This window comes from Paenibacillus sp. SZ31 (genome assembly GCF_012912005.1).
Lineage (GTDB): Bacteria > Bacillota > Bacilli > Paenibacillales > Paenibacillaceae > Paenibacillus.
On sequence record NZ_JABBEA010000009.1, the window covers coordinates 183,978 to 208,465 of the forward strand.

The window sequence follows — 24,488 nt, forward strand, 5'->3', positions numbered from 1 at the left end:
TGTGAATATACTAGAGGGTGTTTTATTGGCTAAAACCTTAGGGAGGATCAAAATCCGGCAACATCCGGATTCACTTCAATGGCTCTTACAATTAGCCGATGTGTTGGATTGATGAGTGGATCACAGGTGATCAAGGTGAGGACTTGTCCGAGCCCCGGGTCTTCCAATACAGACAAGTCATTCGGCTCCACAACGGAGATCTGATCTACCTTGTACCGGATAATCGTTCGATCTGCCAGAGTGACCTCCATTGAATCACCAATCTGGAGTTCCCCCAGGCGATTGAACAGTCGTCCTTTTTTGTGGGCGCGATGAGCGGCTATGGCTGCATTACCTTTGTTTCCAATGCTGGTAGTTTCCACAAGATGGGTTGCAGCTACCTTCATATGGTCTTCCGTTGCACCCTCCAGAATCGGTAAGTGCACATCAATCTTGTCAATCGATAGTACCCCCAACGTATCCGAAGAGGCTTCCTGCACTGTACCTGTATTGTCAGCAGTCGGCTCGGTAGAAGCTGCATCCTGTATACCTTGTTCGAAGGAGTGATTCAGCTTAGACAAGCCGTTTTGCAACTGCTCCAGATCGTTCATGACCTGGGTTTGCTGCCAGTCATAATACGTTTCCCGCAGGAAAGGCAAGCTGATGATCAGAACGCCCAGCAGGATGAGCAGGATAGAGAATTTTTTCATTATGCATCAACTCCCGTTGTCCAAGAAAAATAATGTACCTTTCTCTATTGTACTTACCGACCTATACAAAATATGGACAGGGACGAAAGGGCATAGAGGAATGTTCATAGGGGAGAGCCGTCCCAAAATAAAATATCCCCGTATCACCACGGGAATGTTTTATTATATGGAGTCGGATCGAATCAGCTGTATAAGTTAAACTAACCATTTACATGAGAACGTAGAGGACAGAAATAGCGTGAAGAAGCGAAGCTAAAAGCTTTCTGCAAGAAAGCTACTTCGTAAGCATACGCTTCGCCTTTATCCCCAGATTTTCACCTTTGTAAAAGTGAATCAAAAAATCTGGGGATAACAGTGATCGGAAGTTTATTCTGTCATCGAAGTGGCAAGTGTAAAACTGCTTTGTTAGTACTTATCAGCTGGTGAATCGGTAGGTGTAAAATCACATTCCTGTAGAGGCACCACTTTGGTCTTCTTGATCCATTTGTAACCGAGCCACAATACCAGGAACAGCGGTACGCTCAAGTAAGCGACGATGGCTCCACTCCAGTCGATCTGGTCACCCGTGAATGCCTGGTAGTTCTGTCCGATGATCACGACGATACACAGGACAAAAGCGAAGATCGGCCCAAACGGGAACCAACGTGCCCGGTAAGGCAGATCACTCAGGTCTCTGCCTTGTGCAACGTATGCACGGCGGAAGCGATAATGACTTATGGCGATTCCAAGCCAAGTGATAAATCCGCACATCCCGGATGCATTCAGCAACCAGGTATATACAATGCCATCGCCGAACAGGGAAGCCAAGAATGCCAACATACCAACGGCTGTCGTGAGCAACAGGGCATTCATGGGAATACCCTTTTTGTTCAACTTGCCGAGGAAGCGAGGGGCTTTACCATCTCGGGCAAGGGCGTAGAGAACCCGGCTAGAGGCATACATACCTGAGTTACCAGCAGAGAGTACGGAAGTTAGGATGACGGCATTCATGACGGAAGCCGCAATGGCGAGTCCAGCTTTCTCAAACACTAACGTGAACGGGCTAACCCCGATATTTTCCAAATCACCTTTGAGCAGGTTCGGATGAGTATACGGGATGATCAGACTGATCACGGTAATCGCCAAAATGTAAAAAATCAGAATGCGCCAGAATACCTGACGAATCGCACGGGGAACATTCTCGCGCGGGTTTTCACTTTCACCCGCGGCTACACCGATAAGCTCTGTACCTTGGAATGAGAATCCAGCAGCCATGAATACACCAAGCACGGCGAAGAATCCGCCATGAATAGGCGCATCACCGATGGTGAAGTTACTGAAACCAACCGCTTCTCCGCCTATAATACCGAAGATCATGAGCACGCCAACGGCCAGGAAGATGATAACGGTAGCTACTTTGATAATGGCGAACCAGTATTCGGACTCCCCGTAGCCTTTGACCGACAGGATGTTCAAGGCAAAGATCAGCACGAGGAATAACAAGCTCCATAACATGGATGAACTGTCGGGGAACCAGTATTTAATGAGTACTGTAGCGGCAGCAAGTTCTGCTGCAATGGTTACCGCCCAGTTGTACCAGAAGTTCCAGCCCATGGCGAATCCGAGGGCGGGATCGACAAAACGTGCGGCATACGTATTAAATGAACCGGAGTCCGGCATAAAGGTAGCAAGCTCACCAAGGCTGGTCATTAGGAAATAGACCATGATACCCACAGCCGCATAGGCAATTAAAGCTCCACCAGGGCCTGCGGTTGAGATGGCGGTACCACTTGCGAGGAACAGCCCCGTACCAATGGAGCCACCGAGGGCGATCATCGTCATATGGCGTGCGCGTAATCCTTTTTTCAGGGAAGGTCCAGTTGTTGTTGGGTTACTACGGTCTTGCATGGAAACACTCCTTCATTCGATATACTGATGTTTGCAATACTTGACTTCATAAACAAAAAAGACCACAGGCATCAGCCTGCGGTCTCTATATTCAATGTCCGCACCATGTCCCAGATGATTAAGATAGCTCAACACAGAAGAATTCATACCTCCATAAGAGGAAAAGTACTTCCGTGACAGTTCTGCGCCTTTCGACAGCAGCCCCAGCCCAGCGGACCGTATAAGGAACGTCCAGTGAGCTTCGGCGGGTACACCTTTCGGCTGATCTCATAAGCGGCTCCTTAGCGCCTCCATCAGCGTACTGATCGCACCCGCGACCTCTACCTCACCATCAATGGATGAGGTGTATCTATTGTCTATGAAATTATAATCAACACAACTTAACACGATGTGTCCTGTTTAGTAAACAGACAATCAGTATAACGCGCATGGTTTTCCAGTGCAATAACAATAGTTGGATGTGAGGTCTGAGGGACGACTACTCCTCTTTTTTGTTACGGTCAGCCATCTGCTGCCATACCGTTCCAGCAGCTTGTTCGCCCGATTCGATCCGCTCCAGAGCCATCTTGGCCTGTAGGCTGACTTCAAATTCGGGATCATCGGCTGCAACTCGCAAGGCTTGTTCTGCTTCTTCTGTTCCGACCTCATATAGAAAACGAGCTGCACGCCAGCGTACAAGTTTACTTTTATCGGATAACGTTGCTGTCATGGCTGGAGTGGCGGCAGGATCACCGATATCCGACAAGGTATCCCCCGCAGTACGGCGTACCGCAGGAGAACTGTCTTGGAGTGCTTCATACAGCAATTCCATCGCTTCCGGTGTACGAATGTCACCCAGGTATACCACGGCCAAGCGGCGGATCTGCATTTTGTTGTCATGCAGAGCATGTGCTACGAGGGGCAGTCTTTCGGTGGTAGGCTCCATGCCGTCAAAAGCCGCATAGCGAACATTCCAGTCCTCGTTTCGCAGAGCCTCTTCAAGTTCGGCTCCATCCAATTCACGACGGCGCTCGACGAACTCTTCTGATTTGGTACCATGTTCAATGGCCTGTTGGATGACCTGCTCCAGTCGTTCTGGCGGATAAGCAGCTTCTAATTCCTGCTCGACTTCACGAGCAATATCAGGCAATTCACCATATCGAACACCGTAATCGCTCAGTTTGCGTTCTTTGATCATCGTCGCACTGGCGACTTCCGTCACGGCTTTGACAAAGCGGTCCGACAACGAGATTCGTTCTTCCTTGACCCCGGCCTTGACCCGGATCTGCATCGGTACGCCTCGGAAGAATTGCACGAATACCTGTGCTTCTCCGAAGTGCTCGCCTGAACCATCTTCGGATTCAATCCAGTCCAGATCAATGCCTTGCTGTCCAAGGCGATTTTGGACTTCCCCCAAAATGACGGACCAGTCTGCATTGCCTTTACGGTCAAGTGCTACAAAGTCTGTTGTGTGGAATACACTCTTTACGCCGGGAATATGAAGCATCTGGCGAATGAACGCCGGAGCGGATCGTTCGTTGTCCAGTGTATATGTTTTGCGAATTCCGTCCTCCAGACGTTCATCGAGATGCAGCATCATCGTATTTGGACTCGGTGTTGGTTCAATGGAAACAATATTCATCAGTGTAACCTCCTATAATACCAGATTCATCCTTAACTTCCCGTAAGTTAAATCACACGGGTATTTCTCTATTTTACATCAATGTGTGGAATCTGCGAAATCATCGAGACACAAAGTGCACGAGAATAACACTTTATGTGAAGAAGTACGAAATTTGTTAACACTTCTTTCATGTTCACGCACAAACATTTTTAAACGAAAATTGGCACAATAATAAGAAGAAACAACTGGAGGTTATACCTATGGAACCCATTACCGTGCTTTCGGATGGAAAACGTCGTATTGCATATGAAAATATTATTCAATTGTTTAGGGAATGGATGGCTGATGCACCATCCGGTTCAATAATAGAAACACACCGGGGAAGTTGGGAAAACTCCCGTTATTGTATTGTTGATTATCAGATTGCGGAAGAAGCAGTGTCAGCGGCAAATGCTATTCGGGCTTTTATGCCGCAGATTCCGTTGTTGGTCATTACGGATTTTAAATCGCTGATTCGGAAGCGACACCTGCAACTGATTACAGGTACAGGTGAGATGAAGATGATTCTTTGGAACGAGCAAGAACCAGATCAGCTGATCAAAGACATGGAGCAGTGGTTGCATCCCTCTGTATATGAATCACAAATAGCCATACCTCCCATCTTATCCATGAGATAAGAGAGGGATATGGCCAAAGGTTTTTAACTTTAATGTTACGATCGAATTAGATCACATATTTGTAGCCTGTTCCCCACACCGTTTTGATATAACGGGGGTTCTTGGGATCAGGCTCAATTTTTTTACGCAGGCTTGAGATATGAACATCAATGGTACGATCCAGATAGGCACGTTCGGAGCCTTTGATCCGATCCATCAGCTCATTGCGGGTGAACACTTTACCCGGATTCCGGTACAATTCCTTCATTATTTCAAACTCAATATGAGTGACCTCGATCTCAACGCCATCCACAAACAGGGTTCTTCTGTACTCATTTACATTCACATGTCCAGTAACCTCGGCCTGCTTGTCTTCTTTAGCTGGTTTATCCTGATAGGAAATGATGGATCTGCGTAGCAGCGCTTTAATTCTGGCGTCCAGCTCTTTGAGGCTGAATGGCTTACACAGAAAGTCATCCGCACCATTATGTAAAGCACGAAGTCGATCATTCAGCATCGTGCTTGCTGAGATCATTAGAATCGGCACAGTGGAGTGCTGGCGAAAGGCTTCTACAAGAGCATTCCCATCCGTTTCAGGAAGCATCAGGTCTGTTACAACAATGTCTGGCTGGAATTGTGGGAACAGTTGAAGTGCCTCGCGGGCATGATGAACCCGTTCCGTGATGTATCCTTCCTCCTCAAGAAAGAAAGCAATCATGTCAGCCAGATTTTTCTCATCTTCTATAAGAAGTACTTTGATCGTCATAGAGTCACACTCCTGGTGAAAATAATGTGTTAAGAAAATACTAAAAAAAAGCTGTGATTTGCTAAGAAATACTGCAAAAAATTTAATGTTTCTATTCCAGAATATAGGATGTATATGTAGATGGAAAGCATGCTTTTTAGATGAACTTCAATATTTTAGCATGAATGCAGTTTGTTTGCCGAGCGATCAGAATTTCCCAAATCTACATCAAGTGCTAATTACAGTATAATAGATCAGAACGATTTGAGGGGAAAAAAAGTAGATTGTATCCGCTGAAGTTTATGGGGGGAACCAACGTTGTTGTTAAATATAGAACAAAAAAATAACCTCGAGGGCAGTTGCTTATGGATCGTATAAAGGCAAGCCAACTGCTGGAGTGGGTCGTGCTGAAGCTGAGGATACCCTGGATTGGAACCAGTATTCTGATCATTCTTGGCTCACTAAGTACTATTTTTCCACTTACTTTATTCTATGGTGTACAGTTTATGGTTGGCAGCGCAGCAGCACTCATCGCTCTTCGTTTACATGGGGCTATCTATGGATTTGTCACCCTTACAGTCATCCATCTGCTGAATACCACCGTTGTTGGCTTCGAGCCGCGGAACTTAACGGTAATGATTGCGCATTTCATTGAACTGATCTGGATGCTCGGTTGGCAGTTGCGTTGGAAGAATGGCAGCTTAATCAAGGCTAATGCTGTCTTCTGGGTAGTGATGCTACTTCCAGTCATCTATTGCGGACATTATCTACTGGGACTGAATATTGAAGATTTGAAGTATGAGTATATGTATATTGCCGTGATTGGCATGGTGAATGCGCTGATCGCGGGTATTGTGGTGGATTTCTGGATTACTACGGGTGAGCACAAATCAAAGCGCACAGGAACCATTCCACTCACAAGAATTGCATTTAAATACGTAGTCGCCTTCGTAGTGTTTGTTTCTCTCCTATTGTTATCCGCAGATAGTCGCAGACAATTGAGTCAAATGAATGATGCCATTATACGTGATATGAAACATGCAGCAAATGCTGTTGTCCAGGATCTGGACGAACAGTATGTTACCTCGGAGAATATGGATCAGAACATGGCGCGGTATCATCATCTTTTGGGTGTGAATGTGATTTTGCTGAATCGGAATGATACAGTCGTCGCTTCTGGTTTGAATACACTGCAGGCTGGCGAGTATCTGGACATGGATAAATACAGTCTCCTTAAGTCGAAAGATAACCTTATTCTGTTAAGCTCCGAGAATATCCATTACAGCGATGTATTGAATCACTGGAAACAGGCATCTTTCATCTATGAAGCGGAGATGACAGTTGTAACACCTTATAGGGTATTCATTGAGACCGGCTCAGCCAAGTATTATCCCCGAATAGAATCGATCTACCTGTCAACGTTGCAATCCCTGTTCATCATCATCGTTGCTTCCATGATTGTGGCGGCTCCTCTGAGCAGTAAGGTCGTTAGTCCACTCTTAAGACTAACCAGGATGACAGGTTCTCTTCCGAGGTTGTTGTTTCGAAATGGGAAGATGGAATGGCCAACGAGCCATGTAACCGAAGTGCAGATTCTTATTGGTAATTTGCGTAAAATGGCTGATGTACTGCTAGAACAATTCGAACAGATTCGTCACGATAAGTTAACGCTGGAGGACAGGGTCATAGAGCGGACCAAGGAACTCAAGAATAGTGAAGAAGTCAAACGTGCGATTATTGAATCATCGATTGATGCGATTATCGCTGTGGACTCCAATGGAATCATCGTTGAGTTTAATCCGGAGGCCGAAAGAATGTTTGGATTGCTTCGGGAAGAAGTGATCCTAATGAAGGAAGCACCGTCTCTTTTTCAAGGGGCAAGCTGCATGGAGATTAAGACATTGTTGGAGCGATTCGAATATGTTGAAGGCAAGAGATACACGATCGTAGATGAAATTTCAGGTATTCGCCGGGATGGTTCCGTCTTTCCGATTGAGTACAAAATTGTTGAAATTCAGCTCGGCAAGAATGAGACGTTATATAACCTGTTTATTAAGGATATTACGGAGCGAACAAGAGCAGAAGAAGACCGTGTACGTCATGCCCTTGCACTGGAAAAGCTGAATTCGGAGCTATTACATGAAAAAATTGCCATCCAGGAACAGCGGGATATCAGCGAGCAATTTATAGAATCCGTTCGGGAAGGGCTCGTCATGTCAGATCGATCAGGCACGATAACCATCGTCAACCGAAGGATAGAAGAGATGTTTGGTCTGGGTAATTTCCTGGGTAGATCCATTGAAGATTTGGCTCAGGCGATTGATACGATGGTATTGACCGATAACTTCAATCTGTTGGAACAGACGAAAGCGTTCCTGGATGGAGAAACGGCATTTATCGAGACTGAATTTATTTTTAACAATGTGGAGAAAAGTGTATTTTCCTTGTACATGAAGCAGATGGATGTCCCGGGTAAAAATCATGGATTCTTGCTGGTCTTCCGTGACCGGACAGGAGAAGAGCGGCTGGATCGGATGAAAAATGAGCTGATTAGCGTGGTATCTCATGAACTTCGAACACCTGTAGCCACCATTATGGGATATGTGGAACTCATGATGATGTATGACCTTCCGGCAGCTCAAAGGCAGGAATTCATGCAGACCATCTCCTCAGAGGGCATGCGGCTGAGCAGTTTGCTGGATGATGTGCTTGATATTCAGCGCCTCGACAATGAAGGTATGGCCTACCATATGACCTATGTACCGCTAGTTGAACTGGTAGAAGGCGTAGTTGATCAATGGAATATGAAGTCCGTTCAGCGAATCCATGTGCATACGTTTAATGGGGACTTTTTTGCTTATGCTGACCAGAACAGGATGGTTCAAGTTCTTCATAATCTGGTGGGTAATGCGGTCAAATACTCACCGGGAGCCGATCGGATTGATGTTACGTTATGGGAAGAAGAGGAATGGTTATGTATCGACGTGCGTGATTACGGTATAGGTATTGACGAGAAAGAGAAGGACATGTTGTTCAACAAATTCTATCGTGTGGATAATTCGGATCATCGACAGATTGGTGGAACAGGAATCGGGTTGTACATTTCCCGCAAAATTGTAGAGGATCACAACGGTACACTGTCCTTCATATCTGCACCCGACAAAGGAAGCACGTTCAAGGTTCGACTGCCGAAACAGGATGTGCTGCTCTAAACATAATGATTAGGAATGAAGAAGCCTTTACCTTTTGGCGCGCAAGCGTGATGAGAGGTAAAGGCTTTTTTTTGTTTTTTCAATGTCCCGGATAAAAAAACCTATTCTTTTGCACACTGTATATAGAGCCATAATTTGCATCCCATGCCAAAGGAGGACGGCAGCTATATGTTCCGTAAACAAGAGAAAACACTCATCATCGTGTGTCTGGTCGCAGCTGTGGTTGTACTGTATGCCGTGGTGAAAAGCATCATTCGAATCATGAGTTATTGAGATACACGTTCAAGCAGAGTGATCTGCTGTCGTACATAAACGATTATGTGAAAGAGGAGTGTAACCATGTCATCCCTGGATCCTGTTTTGCTCAGCCGGATACTGACCGGTCTTACCCTGTTTGTGCATATTATTTTTGCCTCCATCGGTGTAGGCGTTCCCCTCATGATTGCCTTGGCCGAATGGCGAGGGCTACGAACCAATGATATGCATTACACCTTGCTGGCACGCCGTTGGGCGCGAGGCTTTGTCATTACCGTTGCCGTGGGTGTCGTTACAGGCACCTCCATCGGTTTACAGCTCAGTCTGCTGTGGCCGATGTTTATGCGGGTAGCGGGTCAGGCGATAGCCCTGCCACTGTTTATGGAGACGTTTGCCTTTTTTATCGAGGCGATCTTTCTTGGGATTTACCTCTATACGTGGGATCGTTTCAAAAAGAAATATACGCATATGCTGCTGTTGATACCAGTCGCACTGGGATCATCGGCCTCTGCGATTTTCATTACGACGGTGAATTCCTTCATGAACCAGCCTCAGGGATTCACCTTGATTAATGGCATCATGAAGGACATCCACCCGATTGCTGCGATGTTAAATCCGGCGACGCCAACCAAGGTATCTCATGTACTCGCCTCATCCTACACCCTGAGTGCAGGTATCCTGGCGGGGATAGCCGCCTTCAGTTTGCTCCGGGGAAGGGACCATGTGTATTACAAAAAAGCACTGAAACTCACGACGGTGTCTGCACTCGTATTTGCGATCAGTACCGTCATGATCGGAGACTCCTCTGGTAAATTTCTGGCGAAATATCAGCCGGAGAAGCTGGCTGCCGCAGAATGGCATTTTAAGACAATGAAGAAGGCACCGCTCGTCTATGGCGGTATTCTGGATGAGAATAATGAAGTGAAATACGCCATTGAGATTCCCTATGCCCTTAGCATTTTGGCGGGTAATCGTCCAGATACGGAAGTGAAAGGTCTCGAAGAGTATCCTGCGGATCTAAGACCACCGCTGTCCATACATTATATGTTCGACCTGAAGGTCACAACCGGAGTGATCATCCTGATGATTCCTGTGTTATATGTACTGCGGCGCTGGTTGCCAGGACGTAAGCCATATCCCAAATGGCTACTGCTTGGTATTGTCTTGCTGGGGCCACTGGCCATGATTGCGATCGAACTTGGGTGGATGTTCGCTGAGGTCGGCAGGCAGCCCTGGATCTTACGCGGGTATATGAAGGTATCGGAAGCTGCAACGACGTCAACATCGGTAGGGTGGATGCTGGTATTGTTCATCTTGTTGTATCTAATCCTGTGTTTCTCGTGCATTCGGGTACTCAGCAAGTTGTTCCGTAACAAGGAAGCAGAGAAGGAACTGGAGTCTCTGGGGCTTGAAGGAGGGATCGTGCATTGAGTTTCGAAATTGCAGGCATTGCGATATTGTGGACCTTTTTGTTCGGATATCTGATCGTGGCTTCGATTGATTTCGGTGCAGGTTTTTTCAGCTTTTACAGCATATTGACCGGGCATGAGAACAAAATTCATAACATCATTCAGCGCTACCTGTCTCCCGTGTGGGAAGTGACGAATGTGTTTCTGATCTTTTTTGTGGTCGGACTGGTCGGATTTTATCCGGACAGCGCCTTTTATTACGGGACAGCTTTGCTGGTTCCGGGTTCCCTAGCCATTGTACTGCTTGCCATCCGGGGCGTGTATTACGCCTACAATACCTATGGCAACCATGGGCAGAACAGCCGGATCTACATGGCATTGTATGGAGCGACGGGATTGCTGATTCCAGCCGTGTTCTCCACCATTTTGGCGATATCCGAAGGCGGGATCATTGAAGAGGTGGGCGATCAGGTGTTTTTTCGTTGGCGTGAATTCTTGACGAATCCTTATACCTGGTCAGTTGTATTGCTTGCACTGGTTAGTGTGCTGTACATCTCGGCGATGTTTCTTTCCTACTATGCAAAGCGAGCTGGGGATGAGCCGGCCTTTGAGGTCCTTCGAGAGTACGCGCTGCTCTGGAGCTTGCCGACTATTTTCGCGAGCTTTCTGGCTTTTCTGCAGATTAACAAACAGAATCCCGCACACTTTGAGCAGATGGTGAATATTTCATGGATGTTCATCGCTTCGTTTATATGTTTTGTCATTGCGGTGTCGCTGGTGTGGAAACGCAGATATCTGGGCTGGTGCTTTATCGCTGTCATGCTTCAGTTTGCCTTTGCCTGGTATGGTTACGGGCGATCTCACCTTCCGTATATCCTTTATCCCTACATTAATATTTACGACAGCTTTACGAATCGCACGATGGGGATTGCGCTGATTACGGCGTTCAGCCTGGGGCTGCTTGTGCTCATTCCTTCGCTTGTGCTGATTATGAAGCTGTTCCTGTTTGATGCCAATTATGTACGCGGTAATTCTGGTAAAAAGAAAGGATGAGTCTGTTCATGGTCCTTACTGAGGGAGTCACGGGGATACCTGGTATAACCGGATTGAGCTTTTTTGAGACATTCACCATTATGTATGCCCCACCACTCATTATTATCGCTGCGATTGCCTTTCTGTTCGTGTATCTGGGCGTATGCAAAAATCCGCAGGATTGATTGGTTGGTACGTGCATTCCCATTTAGGGTAATCAGTTGTTAAGAAATGAGGAAGGGAGGAGGGCCCTTTCATGCCTAAAATCCGTTATAACAACATTGATAATGTAAGTACGGACAAAACGCTGAAGGAATTCAAGCAATGGAGGGAGCAACGGCGGAGCAAAGTGAAGGACTATTCCTACACCGTGCCCAAACACCCGCCTGAACTGGATTATCTGCATGCCAATCGGGATGACACGAGTATTACCTGGATTGGTCACTCCACGTTTTTCATTCAATATTATGGATTGAACATCGTGACTGACCCGGTGTGGGCCGAAAAAATGGGATTTCAACGAAGGCTCGGTGCCCCTGGCATTCCGATTCAGGACATTCCACCTTTGGATGTCATTCTCATATCCCATTCCCACTATGATCATCTGCATCTGGCTTCCTTGCGTAAGCTGATTACAGCCAAGACGTTGCTGATCGTACCCGATGGTCTGAAGCGCAAAATGATTCGCAAAGGGTTCCATCGCTGCCAGGAGATGAAGTGGTGGGATCATATGACACTTGGCGGAGTCAAAATAACTTTTGTGCCGGCACAGCACTGGACGCGCCGAACGCTATTCGATACCAATACGTCCCATTGGGGAGGTTATGTATTGGAACAGAGCCATCTGGCTACGACTTCAGCAGCGGAAAGTGCTGCAACAACGAGTGATCCGTACCAATCATCCGCGGAATCAGGGAAGAACGAAACAGCTAAAGAATCTGGCGGCCCGCCTGTGTTGTATTTTGTGGGTGATACAGGTTACTTCCAGGGCTTCAAAACGATTGGAGAGCGCTTTGACATTGGTGTTACCCTGATGCCAATCGGTGCCTACGATCCAGAATGGTTCATGACTTCTCAGCATGTGACACCAGAAGAAGCGCTGCAAGGATTCGTTGAATCCGGTTCCCAGCTCATGGTGCCGATGCATTACGGCACATTCAAGCTGGCGGATGATACACCCAAGGAAGCACTGGATCGACTGGAAGTCGAACGTGAGCGGCTTGGTATCGGCAAAGAGCGGATTCGGGTGCTTGGTCATGGCGAGACGCTTCGCATCCACCACGAGGAAGGTAAACAGGACTAGGGCATATCTCAAAACTCGCTGAAGTGCATCTTTTACCGCCTTTTCGCCCCCTGCTGCGTCACTCTCCCTTGACGTGCCCCGGCACGCCTGCGGAAAACTTCCTTGCTTGGAGCGAAAATTCAGCAAAATCTGCTTCCTTCGGAGTTTTCAGACACGCCCTAACAAAAGTGAGCCAAATATGTTAATGTAGGGGTATGCCTGCATGAACAGTATATTTACCAAATCTTTAATAAGTAAAAAGCGGCCAATTTTCGAATTTGCCGCTTTTTTGTGTTATAATATGGTGCCAGAATAGGCATCGGGATATTGAATCCATGATTTACGCAACTTGCTATTCATGCAGTATGCAGATTAACCAATAAAGGATGGTATGCTTAATGATCAGTACAAGCGGCATCACGCTCCGCTACGGAAAACGTGCACTTTTTGAAGATGTAAATATCAAATTCACGCCAGGAAACTGTTACGGCCTGATCGGCGCCAACGGAGCCGGCAAATCAACATTCTTGAAAATTTTGTCCGGTGAAATTGAATCCAACTCGGGAGAGGTGCACATCACCCCGGGCGAACGTATGGCCGTTTTGAAGCAAAACCACTTCGAATATGATGAGTATCCGGTTCTCGAAACCGTAATTATGGGTCATAGTCGTCTCTATGCCATTATGAAAGAAAAAGATACGCTGTATGCCAAAGCGGATTTCACGGAAGAAGATGGCCTGCGTGCAGGTGAGCTTGAAGGTGAATTTGCCGAGTTGAATGGCTGGGATGCTGAGCCGGATGCAGCGGCACTCCTGATCGGTCTTGGTATCGATCGTGATATGCATGAGAAGAAAATCGTTGAACTGAGCGGAAACGAAAAAGTTCGTGTTCTGCTTGCACAAGCCTTGTTTGGTCGTCCAAACAACCTGTTGCTCGATGAGCCTACCAACCACTTGGATCTCGAATCCATTCAATGGCTGGAGAACTTCTTGATGGACTATGAAGGTACTGTTATTGTCGTATCCCATGACCGTCACTTCCTGAACAAAGTATGTACACACATTGCGGATATCGACTTTGGTAAAATCCAGTTGTACGTAGGTAACTACGATTTCTGGTACGAATCCAGTCAATTGGCACTTGCTTTGCAGCGTGATGCTAACAAGAAAAAAGAAGAAAAGATTAAAGACTTGCAAGCCTTTATTCAACGCTTCTCGGCGAATGCCTCGAAATCGAAGCAGGCGACTTCCCGTAAGAAACAGCTCGACAAAATCACGCTGGATGACCTTCGTCCTTCGAACCGTAAATATCCGTTTATCAACTTCAAGCCTGAGCGTGAAGCGGGTAAACAATTATTGACCGTAGATCGCATCAGCAAATCGGTTGATGGTGTGAACATGCTGAATGATATCAGCTTTGTGGTGAACAAAGGCGATAAAATTGCATTTGTTGGACCGAACGGGAATGCCAAGTCACTATTGTTTGATATTCTTATGGGTGAAACGGAATTGGATAGCGGCGAATTCACTTGGGGCGTAACTACAACTCAAGCTTATTTCCCGAAAGACAACTCCCAATATTTTGACGGTGTAGACATGACTCTCGTCGATTGGCTCCGTCAATATTCCAAAGATCAGGATGAAACGTATCTACGTGGATTCTTGGGACGTATGCTGTTCTCAGGTGAGGAATCCCTGAAAAAGGCAAGTGTACTCTCCGGGGGCGAGAAAGTTCGCTGTATGCTCGCGAAAATGATGCAGACTGGTGCGAACGCATTGATTCTGGATGAGCCTACGAACCACTTAGATCTCGAATCCATTACAGCATTGAACAATGGTATGATTGATTTTGACGGCACCATGCTGTTTACATCCCATGACCATCAGTTTATTCAAACTATCTCTAACCGGATTATCGAAATTACGCCGACGGGCATCATTGATCGCCAAATGAGCTATGACGAATATCTGGAAAGTGATGAAATCAAAGAACTGCGCAAAAAAATGTATCCGGTAGAAGCTTAAACTAAGTCTGATCTACAGGCACATTATGCATAGGAACATAAAAGAACCGCAAGCCTCTGTGAAGAGGGCTTGCGGTTCTTTTTGCAATCAATGGGTTTCTCTATGGTCCTAAGACCTAAGATCCACCAGTACGGCGACGTTGGTTGTTAGGCTTCTTGTTGTTTTGACTCTTCATCGCTTTCGGTCCGCCTTCAAAGTAGGCGCTGGATTGGTTACCGGAATTTGCTTGTTCTTTCTTTTGCGCCAGCTTCTGGCGTATAGCATCCTGCAAACTGACCTTTTTCGGTTCGTTATTTTCGCTCATCGTTATTTCCCTCCCGGTCTTACAGTAAGCCGTCCAGATTGGACGGGATGTACCTATTTTATACGTTTTACAAAAGCCCCACAAGGGCAACCTGATAAAATGCTCAAATCCCTTGGGTTTTACCGGGGCCAACATTCTTTCTCATCACCTACAGCTCTGCCATCTGGCAACTTTGTTTCGGCTTTCCTACAGCAATGCAGCCTGGCAACACTGTTTCTGTAGACCCACACGCTATGCATTTGGTAACATGGAAAAACCGTAATACGAAACGTAAAAGGAGTGTCGCCCGGTTTGAACGCTTATGAAGAAATACGAAAAGGGGAGCGAGGGGCTTGGGTTAGCATCGTAGCCTATCTCGTCTTGTCCGCCTTTAAGCTGATCTGTGGATATTTATTTGCTTCCAGCGCTTTGCTGGCGGATGGTTTTAATAACCTTACGGATATTGTGGCGTCCATTGCAGTTTTGATCGGGCTTCGGATCTCACAGAAACCACCTGATTCGGATCATGCCTATGGTCATTTTAGAGCGGAAACTGTTGCTGCTTTGGTGGCTTCATTTATTATGGCTATGGTTGGTCTGCAAGTGTTGGTTGAAGCCGTTCGTTCCTGGTATGAAGGAGCCTTTGTTGCTCCTAACCTGTGGGCAGCAGCAGTGGCTGTGGTCTGTGCGTTAGTTATGTTGGGCGTATACCGTTACAATCACCGTCTGGCTAAACAAATTAACAGTCAGGCTCTGATGGCTGCGGCCAAAGATAATCGCTCGGATGCCTGGGTCAGCATAGGCGCTGCAGTTGGGATTATAGGTGCGCAGTTTGGACTTCCTTGGCTGGATAAAGTAGCTGCGATTGCTGTAGGACTGTTGATCTGCAAGACGGCTTGGGAGATTTTCCGCGATTCCACACATCGCCTTACGGATGGATTTGATCAGAAAGAACTGACGGATCTTAGATCCTCTGTGGCTCGGGTTCCCGGCGTTGAGATGATCAAGGATGTGAAGGCACGTGTGCATGGCAGTCATGTACTTGTGGATGTGGTTATTGAAGTGGACGGAGGCCTAAGCCTGATTGAAGGCCATCAGATCTGTGACCGAGTGGAAGAGCGGTTGAAGCGATCACATAACATCATGCATGTACATGTACATGTGGAACCGAAGATGGATGAGGTCACGGGAAACCCTTGAACAGGGCGTGAACATGTTGGAAAATTAAAAGAGGACAGCTGCGATTATACGCGCTGTCCTCTTTACTTATCGTTAGAACGATTATACGATATTATTGAATGGCAACGTGGATCCAAGCTTTACCTTTCCACGTATACACTTGCACCCATTCACCGCCGTCGAATCCGTCTACCACTTCACCTGTTGTATCGATGATTTGGGAGCCCAGTGCGCCGATTGGTTTACCGTTAGGTGCATCATAGAACCAAGTGCGCTCCAGAAGATTCAGCAACATCGTAGGTACCAGTACTTCATCGCCTGGTTTTACAAGTGGCTCTTCAAACATTTTGTCATCTGTAGTCGTAGCTGGAGTTTCAGTTTCAGTTTCCGTTGTAGTTGAAGTGCCTTCTGTGGCTGTCGTTTCTGTTGTTGTACCTGTTACCGTCTCGGTAGTACCTTCTACTGTTTCTACAGCAGGTTTGTTCACTTCAACAGCCGGAGTTGTTGTCGTCGTAGCTTCTGTTCCTGTTTCCGGAGTCACTGTTCCAGTAACCGCTTCCTCAGCACCAGCAGCGGCAGCCATCGAACCCATCAACGTTAATGCAGCGGCAAAACTTACGATTTTTTTCATTTGTATTTCCTCCTCGGTTTGTTATGTAATTTGTTGTCCTGTGTTAAAAGTAACCAAGCAAGCTACCCTATGAATCACAAATTATAACAATATTTTCTTGCATTCTCCAGTGTCAACTGGCGCATATGTGGGTATATAGCAAGCCTGTAAATATCATACTTCGGTGGGATAAAACCGGGTTGGATATCTCAAAAAAGTCCTGTTTTTAGGGATTCAGTGGGCGAGCGGATGGAATAAAGCAGGAGGGAGTGCAATACATAATATAGAAAAGTTGACCTATGCCTGAACGCACAAAAGCCAATCGGCTTGGTAGCACGATCGGCTTTTGTATGTATTCGTTATTCAGCATTCAGTCATAACAGAGACTGAGGTTATCGCATTCGGCTGCGTCCTGTAATGAGGGAGATTACGAACAGTACTACAAAGATGAAGAAGAGTACTTTAGCGATTGAAGCAGCTGCTTCAACAATACCGAAGAATCCGAAAATACCTGCTACCAGTGCAATAATTAGAAATAATACAGACCATTTCAACATGAGGTTTCATCCTTTCGTTTACTTAATTGTGGAGTGAGTTGTGTTCACCTCACCGCCTTGTGTAGTCTAACTTTAACCGGGGGCTATCCGGTTGAAACATTGGTTTTTTTTCCAACCGCGGGCATAGTTGAAGTAAACTGTTATTTTGTTTCGTCCGGGAAATCGCCGGGTAACTATAGCAATAACAAACTGATGCACATATGGAAAGAGAGGTTCTTCTATGATCTATCAAATTAGCGTGGCCCTGATTGCAGTGGCATTTGCAGTACTGGTTTTCTTTTTAATTCGTACCTTGAAATCCGCCCAAGGTTCTTTGGACAATGTCTCACAGACATTACAGGAGGTGCAGAAGACCATTGATGAACTTAGTTATGAAGTGAAGCAGACGGTAAGACATGCCAATGATATTACGGTGGATGTACAGCACAAAATGAAAAAAATCGATCCTGTTATGGAATCTGTTGAGAATCTGGGAGAAGTGTTGAATGAAGTGACGGCAGCAGCCAAACAAGTCTCCACGACGCTGATGGCGAAATTTCAGACCAAACGTAACAACACTGAACAGACCAAGCATGCTGAATCGGTTCATGTAACTGCACCGCCTGCTACATCAACGGATCGTACCCTGCAATCCTATGAAGCTACATATAATGGTGAAGCTAAGGGCGGGAAAAACTGGATGAAGTATATTGATGTTGCAGCGAATGTATGGCAACGGATGCGTAAATAACATGATCGCTTTGTAATCCAAAAAGAAACCTTCAGAGCGGTGATGAACCTGATGAAAGGGTGAGAATCATGATGAAACTACTGCTTGTGATGTTTAGCGTAATTTCTCCCTTTTCCGTTCAACCGGTAGCGGTACCCGCTGCTCACGATATGCAATGGACGGCAATGGAAGAGAAGGCGTCAGAGGTGACTCTGGCTGTTGATCGATCCGAGACTTTCCAGCATTTTCGGACTCTGAATGGCGTTTCTCTGGATGACAGCATGAACGAATTGTTGGCCAAGAAGGGCCAGCCGGTGCATAAGAAGGAAGATCCTTATCTGGGGTGCCCTGAATATCACTTTCAAGATGTGAAGATTGGCTTGTGTGAAGATACAGATGTTATTCATTATGTGCATATCGATGCATCTGAGGATCACATCAAGTTAAACGGAAAGAGAATCGAGATGAATATTGAAGCGATCCATCAAGCTTTAGGCAAACCCTATTATGTGGCTGAGGACGGAGAAGTATTTCTCCGTGGAGACCAGGCGTTAAAGGTATATATGAAGTCAGGCTCTAGCCAGATCGATGGTATTGATCTTTTTGATGACACGGTTTCCTAGGATTGGTTATTACCAAATCGTTTCAACCCCATATAGTATGGTTATATACTAAGTAGCTCGATATAGAAGATTAAATCAGAGGAGAGTGGAAACGATGAATTCAACCAATGCGCAAGCTTATGCAAAAGTGGTAGAAAACGGAGTCCAGGCGGTAGAAGCGGTGAAAGAATTGCAGATTACCGGATACCTTGCTGATCATATCTTTGTTCTCGCCCATGAGAAGGATCGTACAGATCGAATTGCCGATACAGCTGATGCCAAAGAAATTGGCATTAAGGAAGAAGGCGTATTTGATTCCTTGGCGAATCTGTTCCGCTCACGTGGTGATGAACTCCGGGCCAAAATTGTATCGATGGGCTTTACCGAAGCCGAGGCCGACTTCTACGAGAGTGAGCTCGACAAGGGTAAAGTGCTTGTTATTGCTAAAAAGAAAGATTAACCGATATACATCGCAAGTTGAAGCTTGCTGAACATGGACGAGCTTCTGAATCACTTCTGTAAATGCTTAATCAAAAACATAGATAAGGAATGGGGCTTTCCCCATTCCTTATCTATGTTTTTGCAAGTTTGGAAGCGGGATCAGGACGCTGCAAAAACAGGGTAAATAGCGGGGTATTTCCCCTGCGATGGTGCCATTTACTGATAAAGGATGTTCAAAAAGTCCGCGTTTAAGATTATAGTTATGCTAGGAATTATTATGTCTACTGCCGTTTTGTATGCAAAATTTGTATAATCAACGTTCGTTTTAACCTAATAAGAATCGACAAACCCGGACGCCACAGATAAGGAGATATCAATGAGAATACTTATTGTTGACGACAATCCGACGAATGTCATTATCATTCGAGAAATTCTGAAAAAAGAAAACTATCGTGACATTGTAACGGCGAGTTCCGCCATGGAAATGTTTGAAGTTTTGGGAATTGGGGAGGAAAGCAACGAACCTCGTCCAAGACCGTCGGATATTGACCTGATTTTGCTAGATATGATGATGCCTGAGATGGATGGCATCGAAGCCTGCAGTATTGTGCAGAAATTTGAAAATCTGAAGGATATACCGATTATTATGGTGACTGCAATCGGTGACTCCAAGAAACTTGCCGAAGCATTGGATGCAGGCGCATCCGATTATGTGACCAAACCGATTAACAAAGTCGAACTGATGGCCAGAATTCGACTCGCGCTTCGTTTGAAACAGGAGAAGGATTGGCATAAAGAGCGTGATCAACGTATTCAGGATGAACTGAAGCTGGCAGCAATGGTCCAAAATGCCGTATTAAGTCCGGCAATCCGGGACCCGTTGTTTCAAGTGCATGCCATCTATAAACCTTCATTCGAACTTGCAGGTGACCTCTATTCATGGTATCCACTTGGGGAAGGCCGCTACGGAGTACTCTTGCTCGACATGATGGGACATGGAATATCTTCATCCCTGTTTACCATGTTTATTGCTTCTGTGTTGAAAGATACGGTTACCACCTATGTCGATCCAGAGAAGGTCATTCAGGAGCTGAACCGCCGCTTTAACCAGCTCCATCTGGAGAAACAATTGGTGCAGTATTATTTCACGGCAATCTATCTGGTCGTTGATACACGGATGAAGCGTATTGATTATGTTAACGCAGGACATCCACCTGCTTTATTTTTCCGAAACGACGGCAGTGTGACTACATTTGACAGCGTCTGCTGTCCAGTTGGTTTATTTGACAAAATGGACATTGAACCACAAACGATTCATTACGAGGGTGACGGGCATATTGCACTCTATACGGATGGATTATTAGAAGCTGTTCAGGGCGGGCAAGAGGAACAACACGAATTCCTGGTCGAAAAACTGACCGGCTCACATCAGTGGAATGAAGCTGCCATGCAGGCACTATTTTTCGACGACGAAATTCCCCAGGAACGGGATGATGATAAATGTTTGGTCTGGATTACTTTGGATAAAGGGGCGGAGGCTGAATGAAGATCAGGAATAAACTGCTGATTGGCTTTACCGCTCTGATGGCCATTTTGATCGTACTCACGTTTGTGAGCTATGAACGGCTGAACAGCAGTAATCAGCAGATTGATCAGATGTATCAGGAGCGTTATCTCAAAGTAAGATACACATCTGCTGCACGTGGAGAGGTTAATGACATTGCCAAAGTGCTGGCTAACTTGTTATTGAATCCGAATAACTCAATTAGTGCAGCTGACGGTGACTTGAAGGAGATGAAGGATCGGGGGGACGGTTACCTCGTAGAAGTAAGAAACCGGGCGGACAGTGCGCCTGAGCATCAACTGGTGGATCGTGTAAATGCCGCATGGAATGCTTATACAGCCTATGCTACGAGACAGATTAGCCTGATGTCCCAGAATCGGGTAGAAGATGCGAATAACTACCGCAATTCAACAGGACTTGCGGTGCAAAAAGAAGCTGTGGATAGTTTGAATGCTCTTTCCCGCTACCAGGACCAAGAGATTGATACGGAGATTAAGGACGCTAACGCAGCGTATACGAGAGCGGTACAGATCACCATAAGTATCATGATTGCCGGATTGTTGCTGGCTCTGGGTGTCATTATGTGGGTACTGCCGAGTATTACGCGGGGTCTAAACACCGTATCCATGATGATCACCAGTTTTGGCAAAGGGCGCTATCGTACAATCAGACGCATTCAGGTCAAGTCGACGGACGAGATTGGTCAGATTGCCACTGTGTTCAAAGATGTATCGAGCGATCTGGAAGAAAAACTGGAAGTTGAGAAAGCCTATGTGCAGGCTCAACAGGATCAGAACTGGATGAGTTCGAACATCGCAAGAGTTCCTGAGCTGCTTCGGGGCATTGGTTCCATTCGACAAATCTCCCAGATGTTTATCAGTGAGTTTACCCCCGTGCTTGGTGCTCAGTTGGGTGTTGTATACCTCATTGATGAGGAGAAACATCCCGACGAGCTGAGACGCTACGGTGCATATGCATTTGAGGAGAACGAAGACGTTGGTAAAGAAATGTACCGGATTGGTGAAGGCCTGATTGGTCAAGCTGCGCTGGATATGACACCAATAGTTTTGGAAAATACGCCGGAAGATTACGTGCATATTGGTTCAGCCTCAGGTTCAACACGTGCTGCGGGCATTATGATCTATCCTGTTGTATTTGAAGATGAACTGATTGGTGTAGTTGAACTGGCTTCCTTTGAAGGGTTCAATGAACTTCATAAACAATTGTTCGCTCAACTGATCATGAACTTGGGCGTAATTTTGAACAACGTTCGACGTCGTTTGCGTGTGGAGGAGCTGCTTCGTGAATCTCAAGCACTGACTGAAGAACTGCAAGTTCAATCGGAAGAATTGCAGACACAGCAAGAAGAGTTGCGTCGTTCCAATGAGAATTTGGAGGAGCAGACAGAGGCGCTTAAACGTTCCGAAGAATTGCTGCAACGTCAGCAGGAAGAGCTGGAGCATTTCAATACCGAGCTTATTGCGAAGACGCGGGCGCTTGAAGAGCAAGTGCGTGAAGTCGAAGAGAAGAATGACGAAATTGAGAAAACGAAGACACAGTTGGAACAGCAAGCTACACAGCTGTCGATGACAAGCAAGTACAAGTCTGAATTTTTGGCGAATATGTCGCATGAACTTCGTACACCACTTAACAGTTTGCTTATTCTGTCCCAGTTATTGTCGGAGAACAAGGGTGGAAATCTGACTGACAAGCAACAGGAATATGCACAAACCATTTACATGTCGGGTGCCGATTTACTGAAGATGATTGATGAGATTCTGGATCTCTCCAAAGTGGACGCAGGCAAGATGGATATCAATTATGAGACGGTTCGAATGGAAGAGCTGACCAGCTTTGTTCAGCAAAACTTTGGACCGATGGCGAATAAAAAAGAATTGAACTTGAACATCGAGTTCGACAACGATTTACCGGAATGGGTATATACCGACAGTCATCGCGTCAAACAGATTTTGCGGAATTTGTTGTCGAACGCGTTCAAGTTTACCAATCGTGGTTCGGTCAGTCTGATTGGACGACGGATGAAACCGGAAGAACTGCCGGGTTACATGAATACCAATCAGGAATATCTCGGATTTACTGTAAAAGACACCGGCATCGGTATTCCATCGGACAAGACGGATCTGATCTTTGAAGCGTTCCAGCAAGTGGATGGGACTACAAGTCGCAAATACGGCGGAACTGGTCTGGGATTGTCCATTAGCAGAGAACTGGCACGATTGCTTGGTGGTGCAATACAGGTGGAATCATCCGAGGGGGAAGGCAGCTGCTTCACTTTGTACCTGCCGGATAATCATGAAGAGGAAGTTCTGGCCGGTGAAGGTGCTTCAAGAGAAGCGGCAGTATCCTCAGAGGCGCTTTATGAACAGTCCATGGAAACACGGACCATGCTTTCAAGCCATCAGTCCATTCTCTCTCCTGATCCGGAGCGAAGCGTGGGTACGGACCTATCTCCTACCCATACGCCTGAAGTGACGCAGATCGAAGATGATCGGGAGAATCTGATGGAAGGTGACAAAATCCTTCTCATTATTGAGGATGACGTGAACTTTGCACATATTTTGATGGATATGGCCAGAGGAAGAGGATTCAAGGCACTTGTTGCCCTGCAGGGGGATAAAGGACTTGAAATGGCTCGTCAATATCTCCCGGATGCGATTATCCTGGATATTCAATTGCCGGTTATGGATGGTTGGACCATTCTGGGCGAGCTGAAGAGCAGTTCGGCAACACGCCACATCCCGGTACATGTGATTTCGGTCATTGATGATATGAAGCAAGGTCTGATGATGGGCGCTATTGCGTATCTGAAAAAACCTTCCAGTAAGGATTCACTGGATAAAGCTTTCTCGCATATCAAATCCTATACCGAGAATCAGTTGAAACGACTGTTGATTGTGGAAGATGATGAGATTCAGCGTAAAGCCATTATTGAATTGATTGGTCATGACGATGTGGCAATCACGGCAGTATCCACAGGCAGTGAAGCTTTGAATGAATTACACACCCAGCGTTATGATTGCATGGTACTGGATCTAATGTTAACGGATATGACCGGGTTCGAGTTGCTCGACCAGATTCGGGATGATGAATATCTGAACGATTTGCCGATTATAATTTATACAGGCAAAGAACTGGATTCCAAGGAAGAAATGAAGCTTCGTAAATATGCGGAATCCATCATTATCAAGGATGTGAAGTCACCGGAACGTTTGCTGGATGAAACGACATTGTTCCTGCATCGGGTAGAAGCCAATTTGCCGGAAGACAAGCGTCGAATCTTACAGAAGCTGCACAACAAGGAAACATTGTTTGAAGGTAAGAAAATATTGCTTGTAGATGACGATATTCGTAATGTATTTGCCCTTTCAAGTGTCCTTGAAGGCTATCGCATGGATGTAACCTTTGCAGAGAATGGCCGTGAGGCTCTGGAGATTCTGGAGAAAAATCCGGAAATTGATCTGGTACTGATGGACATGATGATGCCAGAAATGGACGGTTACGAAGCGATGACACGAATCAGACAGATCCCGGAGTTTGAAAAATTGCCGATTATTGCGCTTACGGCCAAAGCCATGAAAGAGGATCGAGGCAAATGTATTGAGGCTGGAGCTTCTGATTATGTGAAAAAACCGATCCAGACGGATCAATTATTATCCTTAATGCGCGTATGGTTGTATTCGTAAGTTCATTATTCGTAAGTACATTGTTTGGGTAATGAAAGACAATAC

20 protein-coding genes and 1 riboswitch are annotated in these 24,488 nt (G+C 46.0%); of the genes, 13 read left to right on the plus strand and 7 right to left on the minus strand.

What is annotated here, in order from left to right; all coding sequences use genetic code 11:
• Positions 1 to 47: 47 nt before the first annotated feature.
• From HF638_RS18220 to HF638_RS18230, 3 genes are all read right to left on the minus strand, one after another.
• Positions 48 to 689 carry a class D sortase gene (locus tag HF638_RS18220; protein WP_169481469.1) on the minus strand — a complete coding sequence of 214 codons (642 nt, stop codon included), beginning with the start codon at positions 687 to 689 and terminating at the stop codon, positions 48 to 50.
• Positions 690 to 1,094: 405 nt separating this feature from the next.
• Positions 1,095 to 2,576 carry an amino acid permease gene (locus HF638_RS18225; protein ID WP_169481470.1) on the minus strand — a complete coding sequence of 494 codons (1,482 nt, stop codon included), beginning with the start codon at positions 2,574 to 2,576 and terminating at the stop codon, positions 1,095 to 1,097.
• A 116-nt stretch (positions 2,577 to 2,692) separates the two neighbouring features.
• Positions 2,693 to 2,907: riboswitch (Lysine riboswitch) on the minus strand.
• Positions 2,908 to 3,054: 147 nt separating this feature from the next.
• On the minus strand, positions 3,055 to 4,197 hold the full coding sequence (locus HF638_RS18230; RefSeq protein WP_169481471.1) for a virulence factor: 1,143 nt from the start codon (positions 4,195 to 4,197) through the stop codon (positions 3,055 to 3,057).
• 242 nt (positions 4,198 to 4,439) lie between these two features.
• Here HF638_RS18230 and HF638_RS18235 point away from each other — a divergent pair, with 242 nt between their 5' ends.
• Positions 4,440 to 4,856: a hypothetical protein gene (locus HF638_RS18235; RefSeq protein ID WP_169481472.1), complete on the plus strand. Its 417-nt coding sequence runs from the start codon at positions 4,440 to 4,442 to the stop codon at positions 4,854 to 4,856.
• Between the two features lie 46 nt (positions 4,857 to 4,902).
• On the opposite strand, the gene HF638_RS18240 is transcribed toward HF638_RS18235, so the two are convergent.
• The gene (locus tag HF638_RS18240; protein ID WP_169481473.1) at positions 4,903 to 5,601 is read right to left on the minus strand and encodes a response regulator transcription factor; all 699 of its coding nucleotides are present in this window, start codon (positions 5,599 to 5,601) and stop codon (positions 4,903 to 4,905) included.
• Between the two features lie 344 nt (positions 5,602 to 5,945).
• On the opposite strand from HF638_RS18240, the gene HF638_RS18245 reads away from it, so the two are divergent.
• From HF638_RS18245 to HF638_RS18270, 6 genes are all read left to right on the plus strand, one after another.
• Positions 5,946 to 8,792, plus strand: a complete 2,847-nt coding sequence (locus HF638_RS18245; protein ID WP_169481474.1) for a PAS domain-containing sensor histidine kinase — start codon at positions 5,946 to 5,948, stop codon at positions 8,790 to 8,792.
• Between the two features lie 339 nt (positions 8,793 to 9,131).
• Positions 9,132 to 10,478, plus strand: coding sequence for a cytochrome ubiquinol oxidase subunit I (locus HF638_RS18250; protein ID WP_169481475.1), 1,347 nt, complete (start codon positions 9,132 to 9,134; stop codon positions 10,476 to 10,478).
• On the plus strand, positions 10,475 to 11,509 hold the full coding sequence (locus HF638_RS18255; protein WP_169481476.1) for a cytochrome d ubiquinol oxidase subunit II: 1,035 nt from the start codon (positions 10,475 to 10,477) through the stop codon (positions 11,507 to 11,509). Before HF638_RS18250 ends, HF638_RS18255 begins: the two co-directional genes overlap by 4 nt.
• An 8-nt stretch (positions 11,510 to 11,517) precedes the next feature.
• Positions 11,518 to 11,673, plus strand: coding sequence for a cytochrome bd oxidase small subunit CydS family protein (gene cydS / locus HF638_RS18260; protein WP_169481354.1), 156 nt, complete (start codon positions 11,518 to 11,520; stop codon positions 11,671 to 11,673).
• A 71-nt stretch (positions 11,674 to 11,744) separates the two neighbouring features.
• Positions 11,745 to 12,791, plus strand: a complete 1,047-nt coding sequence (locus HF638_RS18265; RefSeq protein WP_169481477.1) for an MBL fold metallo-hydrolase — start codon at positions 11,745 to 11,747, stop codon at positions 12,789 to 12,791.
• Between the two features lie 377 nt (positions 12,792 to 13,168).
• Entirely contained in the window at positions 13,169 to 14,794 is a 1,626-nt protein-coding gene (locus HF638_RS18270) for an ABC-F family ATP-binding cassette domain-containing protein (RefSeq protein WP_017692260.1), read from the plus strand.
• 115 nt (positions 14,795 to 14,909) lie between these two features.
• Here HF638_RS18270 and HF638_RS18275 read toward each other — a convergent pair whose 3' ends face one another.
• Complete coding sequence (locus HF638_RS18275; RefSeq protein WP_017692261.1) at positions 14,910 to 15,098, minus strand: hypothetical protein; 189 nt, start codon at positions 15,096 to 15,098, stop codon at positions 14,910 to 14,912.
• Between the two features lie 291 nt (positions 15,099 to 15,389).
• Here HF638_RS18275 and HF638_RS18280 point away from each other — a divergent pair, with 291 nt between their 5' ends.
• A complete protein-coding gene (locus HF638_RS18280) occupies positions 15,390 to 16,277 on the plus strand; it encodes a cation diffusion facilitator family transporter (protein WP_169481478.1) in 888 nt (295 codons plus the stop codon).
• 91 nt (positions 16,278 to 16,368) lie between these two features.
• On the opposite strand, the gene HF638_RS18285 is transcribed toward HF638_RS18280, so the two are convergent.
• Positions 16,369 to 16,887 (minus strand): hypothetical protein, encoded by a 519-nt coding sequence (locus HF638_RS18285; protein WP_169481355.1) that lies wholly within the window; start codon positions 16,885 to 16,887, stop codon positions 16,369 to 16,371.
• Between the two features lie 371 nt (positions 16,888 to 17,258).
• Positions 17,259 to 17,423 (minus strand): DUF1328 domain-containing protein, encoded by a 165-nt coding sequence (locus HF638_RS18290; RefSeq protein ID WP_017692264.1) that lies wholly within the window; start codon positions 17,421 to 17,423, stop codon positions 17,259 to 17,261.
• A gap of 220 nt (positions 17,424 to 17,643) precedes the next feature.
• Between HF638_RS18290 and HF638_RS18295 the strand changes: the two genes are divergently transcribed.
• From HF638_RS18295 to HF638_RS18315, 5 genes are all read left to right on the plus strand, one after another.
• Positions 17,644 to 18,153, plus strand: coding sequence for a DUF948 domain-containing protein (locus HF638_RS18295; protein ID WP_169481479.1), 510 nt, complete (start codon positions 17,644 to 17,646; stop codon positions 18,151 to 18,153).
• A gap of 68 nt (positions 18,154 to 18,221) precedes the next feature.
• The gene (locus tag HF638_RS18300) at positions 18,222 to 18,755 is read left to right on the plus strand and encodes a hypothetical protein (protein WP_169481480.1); all 534 of its coding nucleotides are present in this window, start codon (positions 18,222 to 18,224) and stop codon (positions 18,753 to 18,755) included.
• 94 nt (positions 18,756 to 18,849) lie between these two features.
• The gene (locus tag HF638_RS18305; RefSeq protein WP_062836465.1) at positions 18,850 to 19,194 is read left to right on the plus strand and encodes a YflT domain-containing protein; all 345 of its coding nucleotides are present in this window, start codon (positions 18,850 to 18,852) and stop codon (positions 19,192 to 19,194) included.
• 357 nt (positions 19,195 to 19,551) lie between these two features.
• A complete protein-coding gene (locus HF638_RS18310) occupies positions 19,552 to 20,721 on the plus strand; it encodes a PP2C family protein-serine/threonine phosphatase (protein WP_169481481.1) in 1,170 nt (389 codons plus the stop codon).
• A complete protein-coding gene (locus tag HF638_RS18315) occupies positions 20,718 to 24,443 on the plus strand; it encodes a response regulator (RefSeq protein ID WP_169481482.1) in 3,726 nt (1,241 codons plus the stop codon). The genes HF638_RS18310 and HF638_RS18315 overlap by 4 nt, the downstream gene beginning before the upstream one ends.
• Positions 24,444 to 24,488 lie beyond the last annotated feature (45 nt).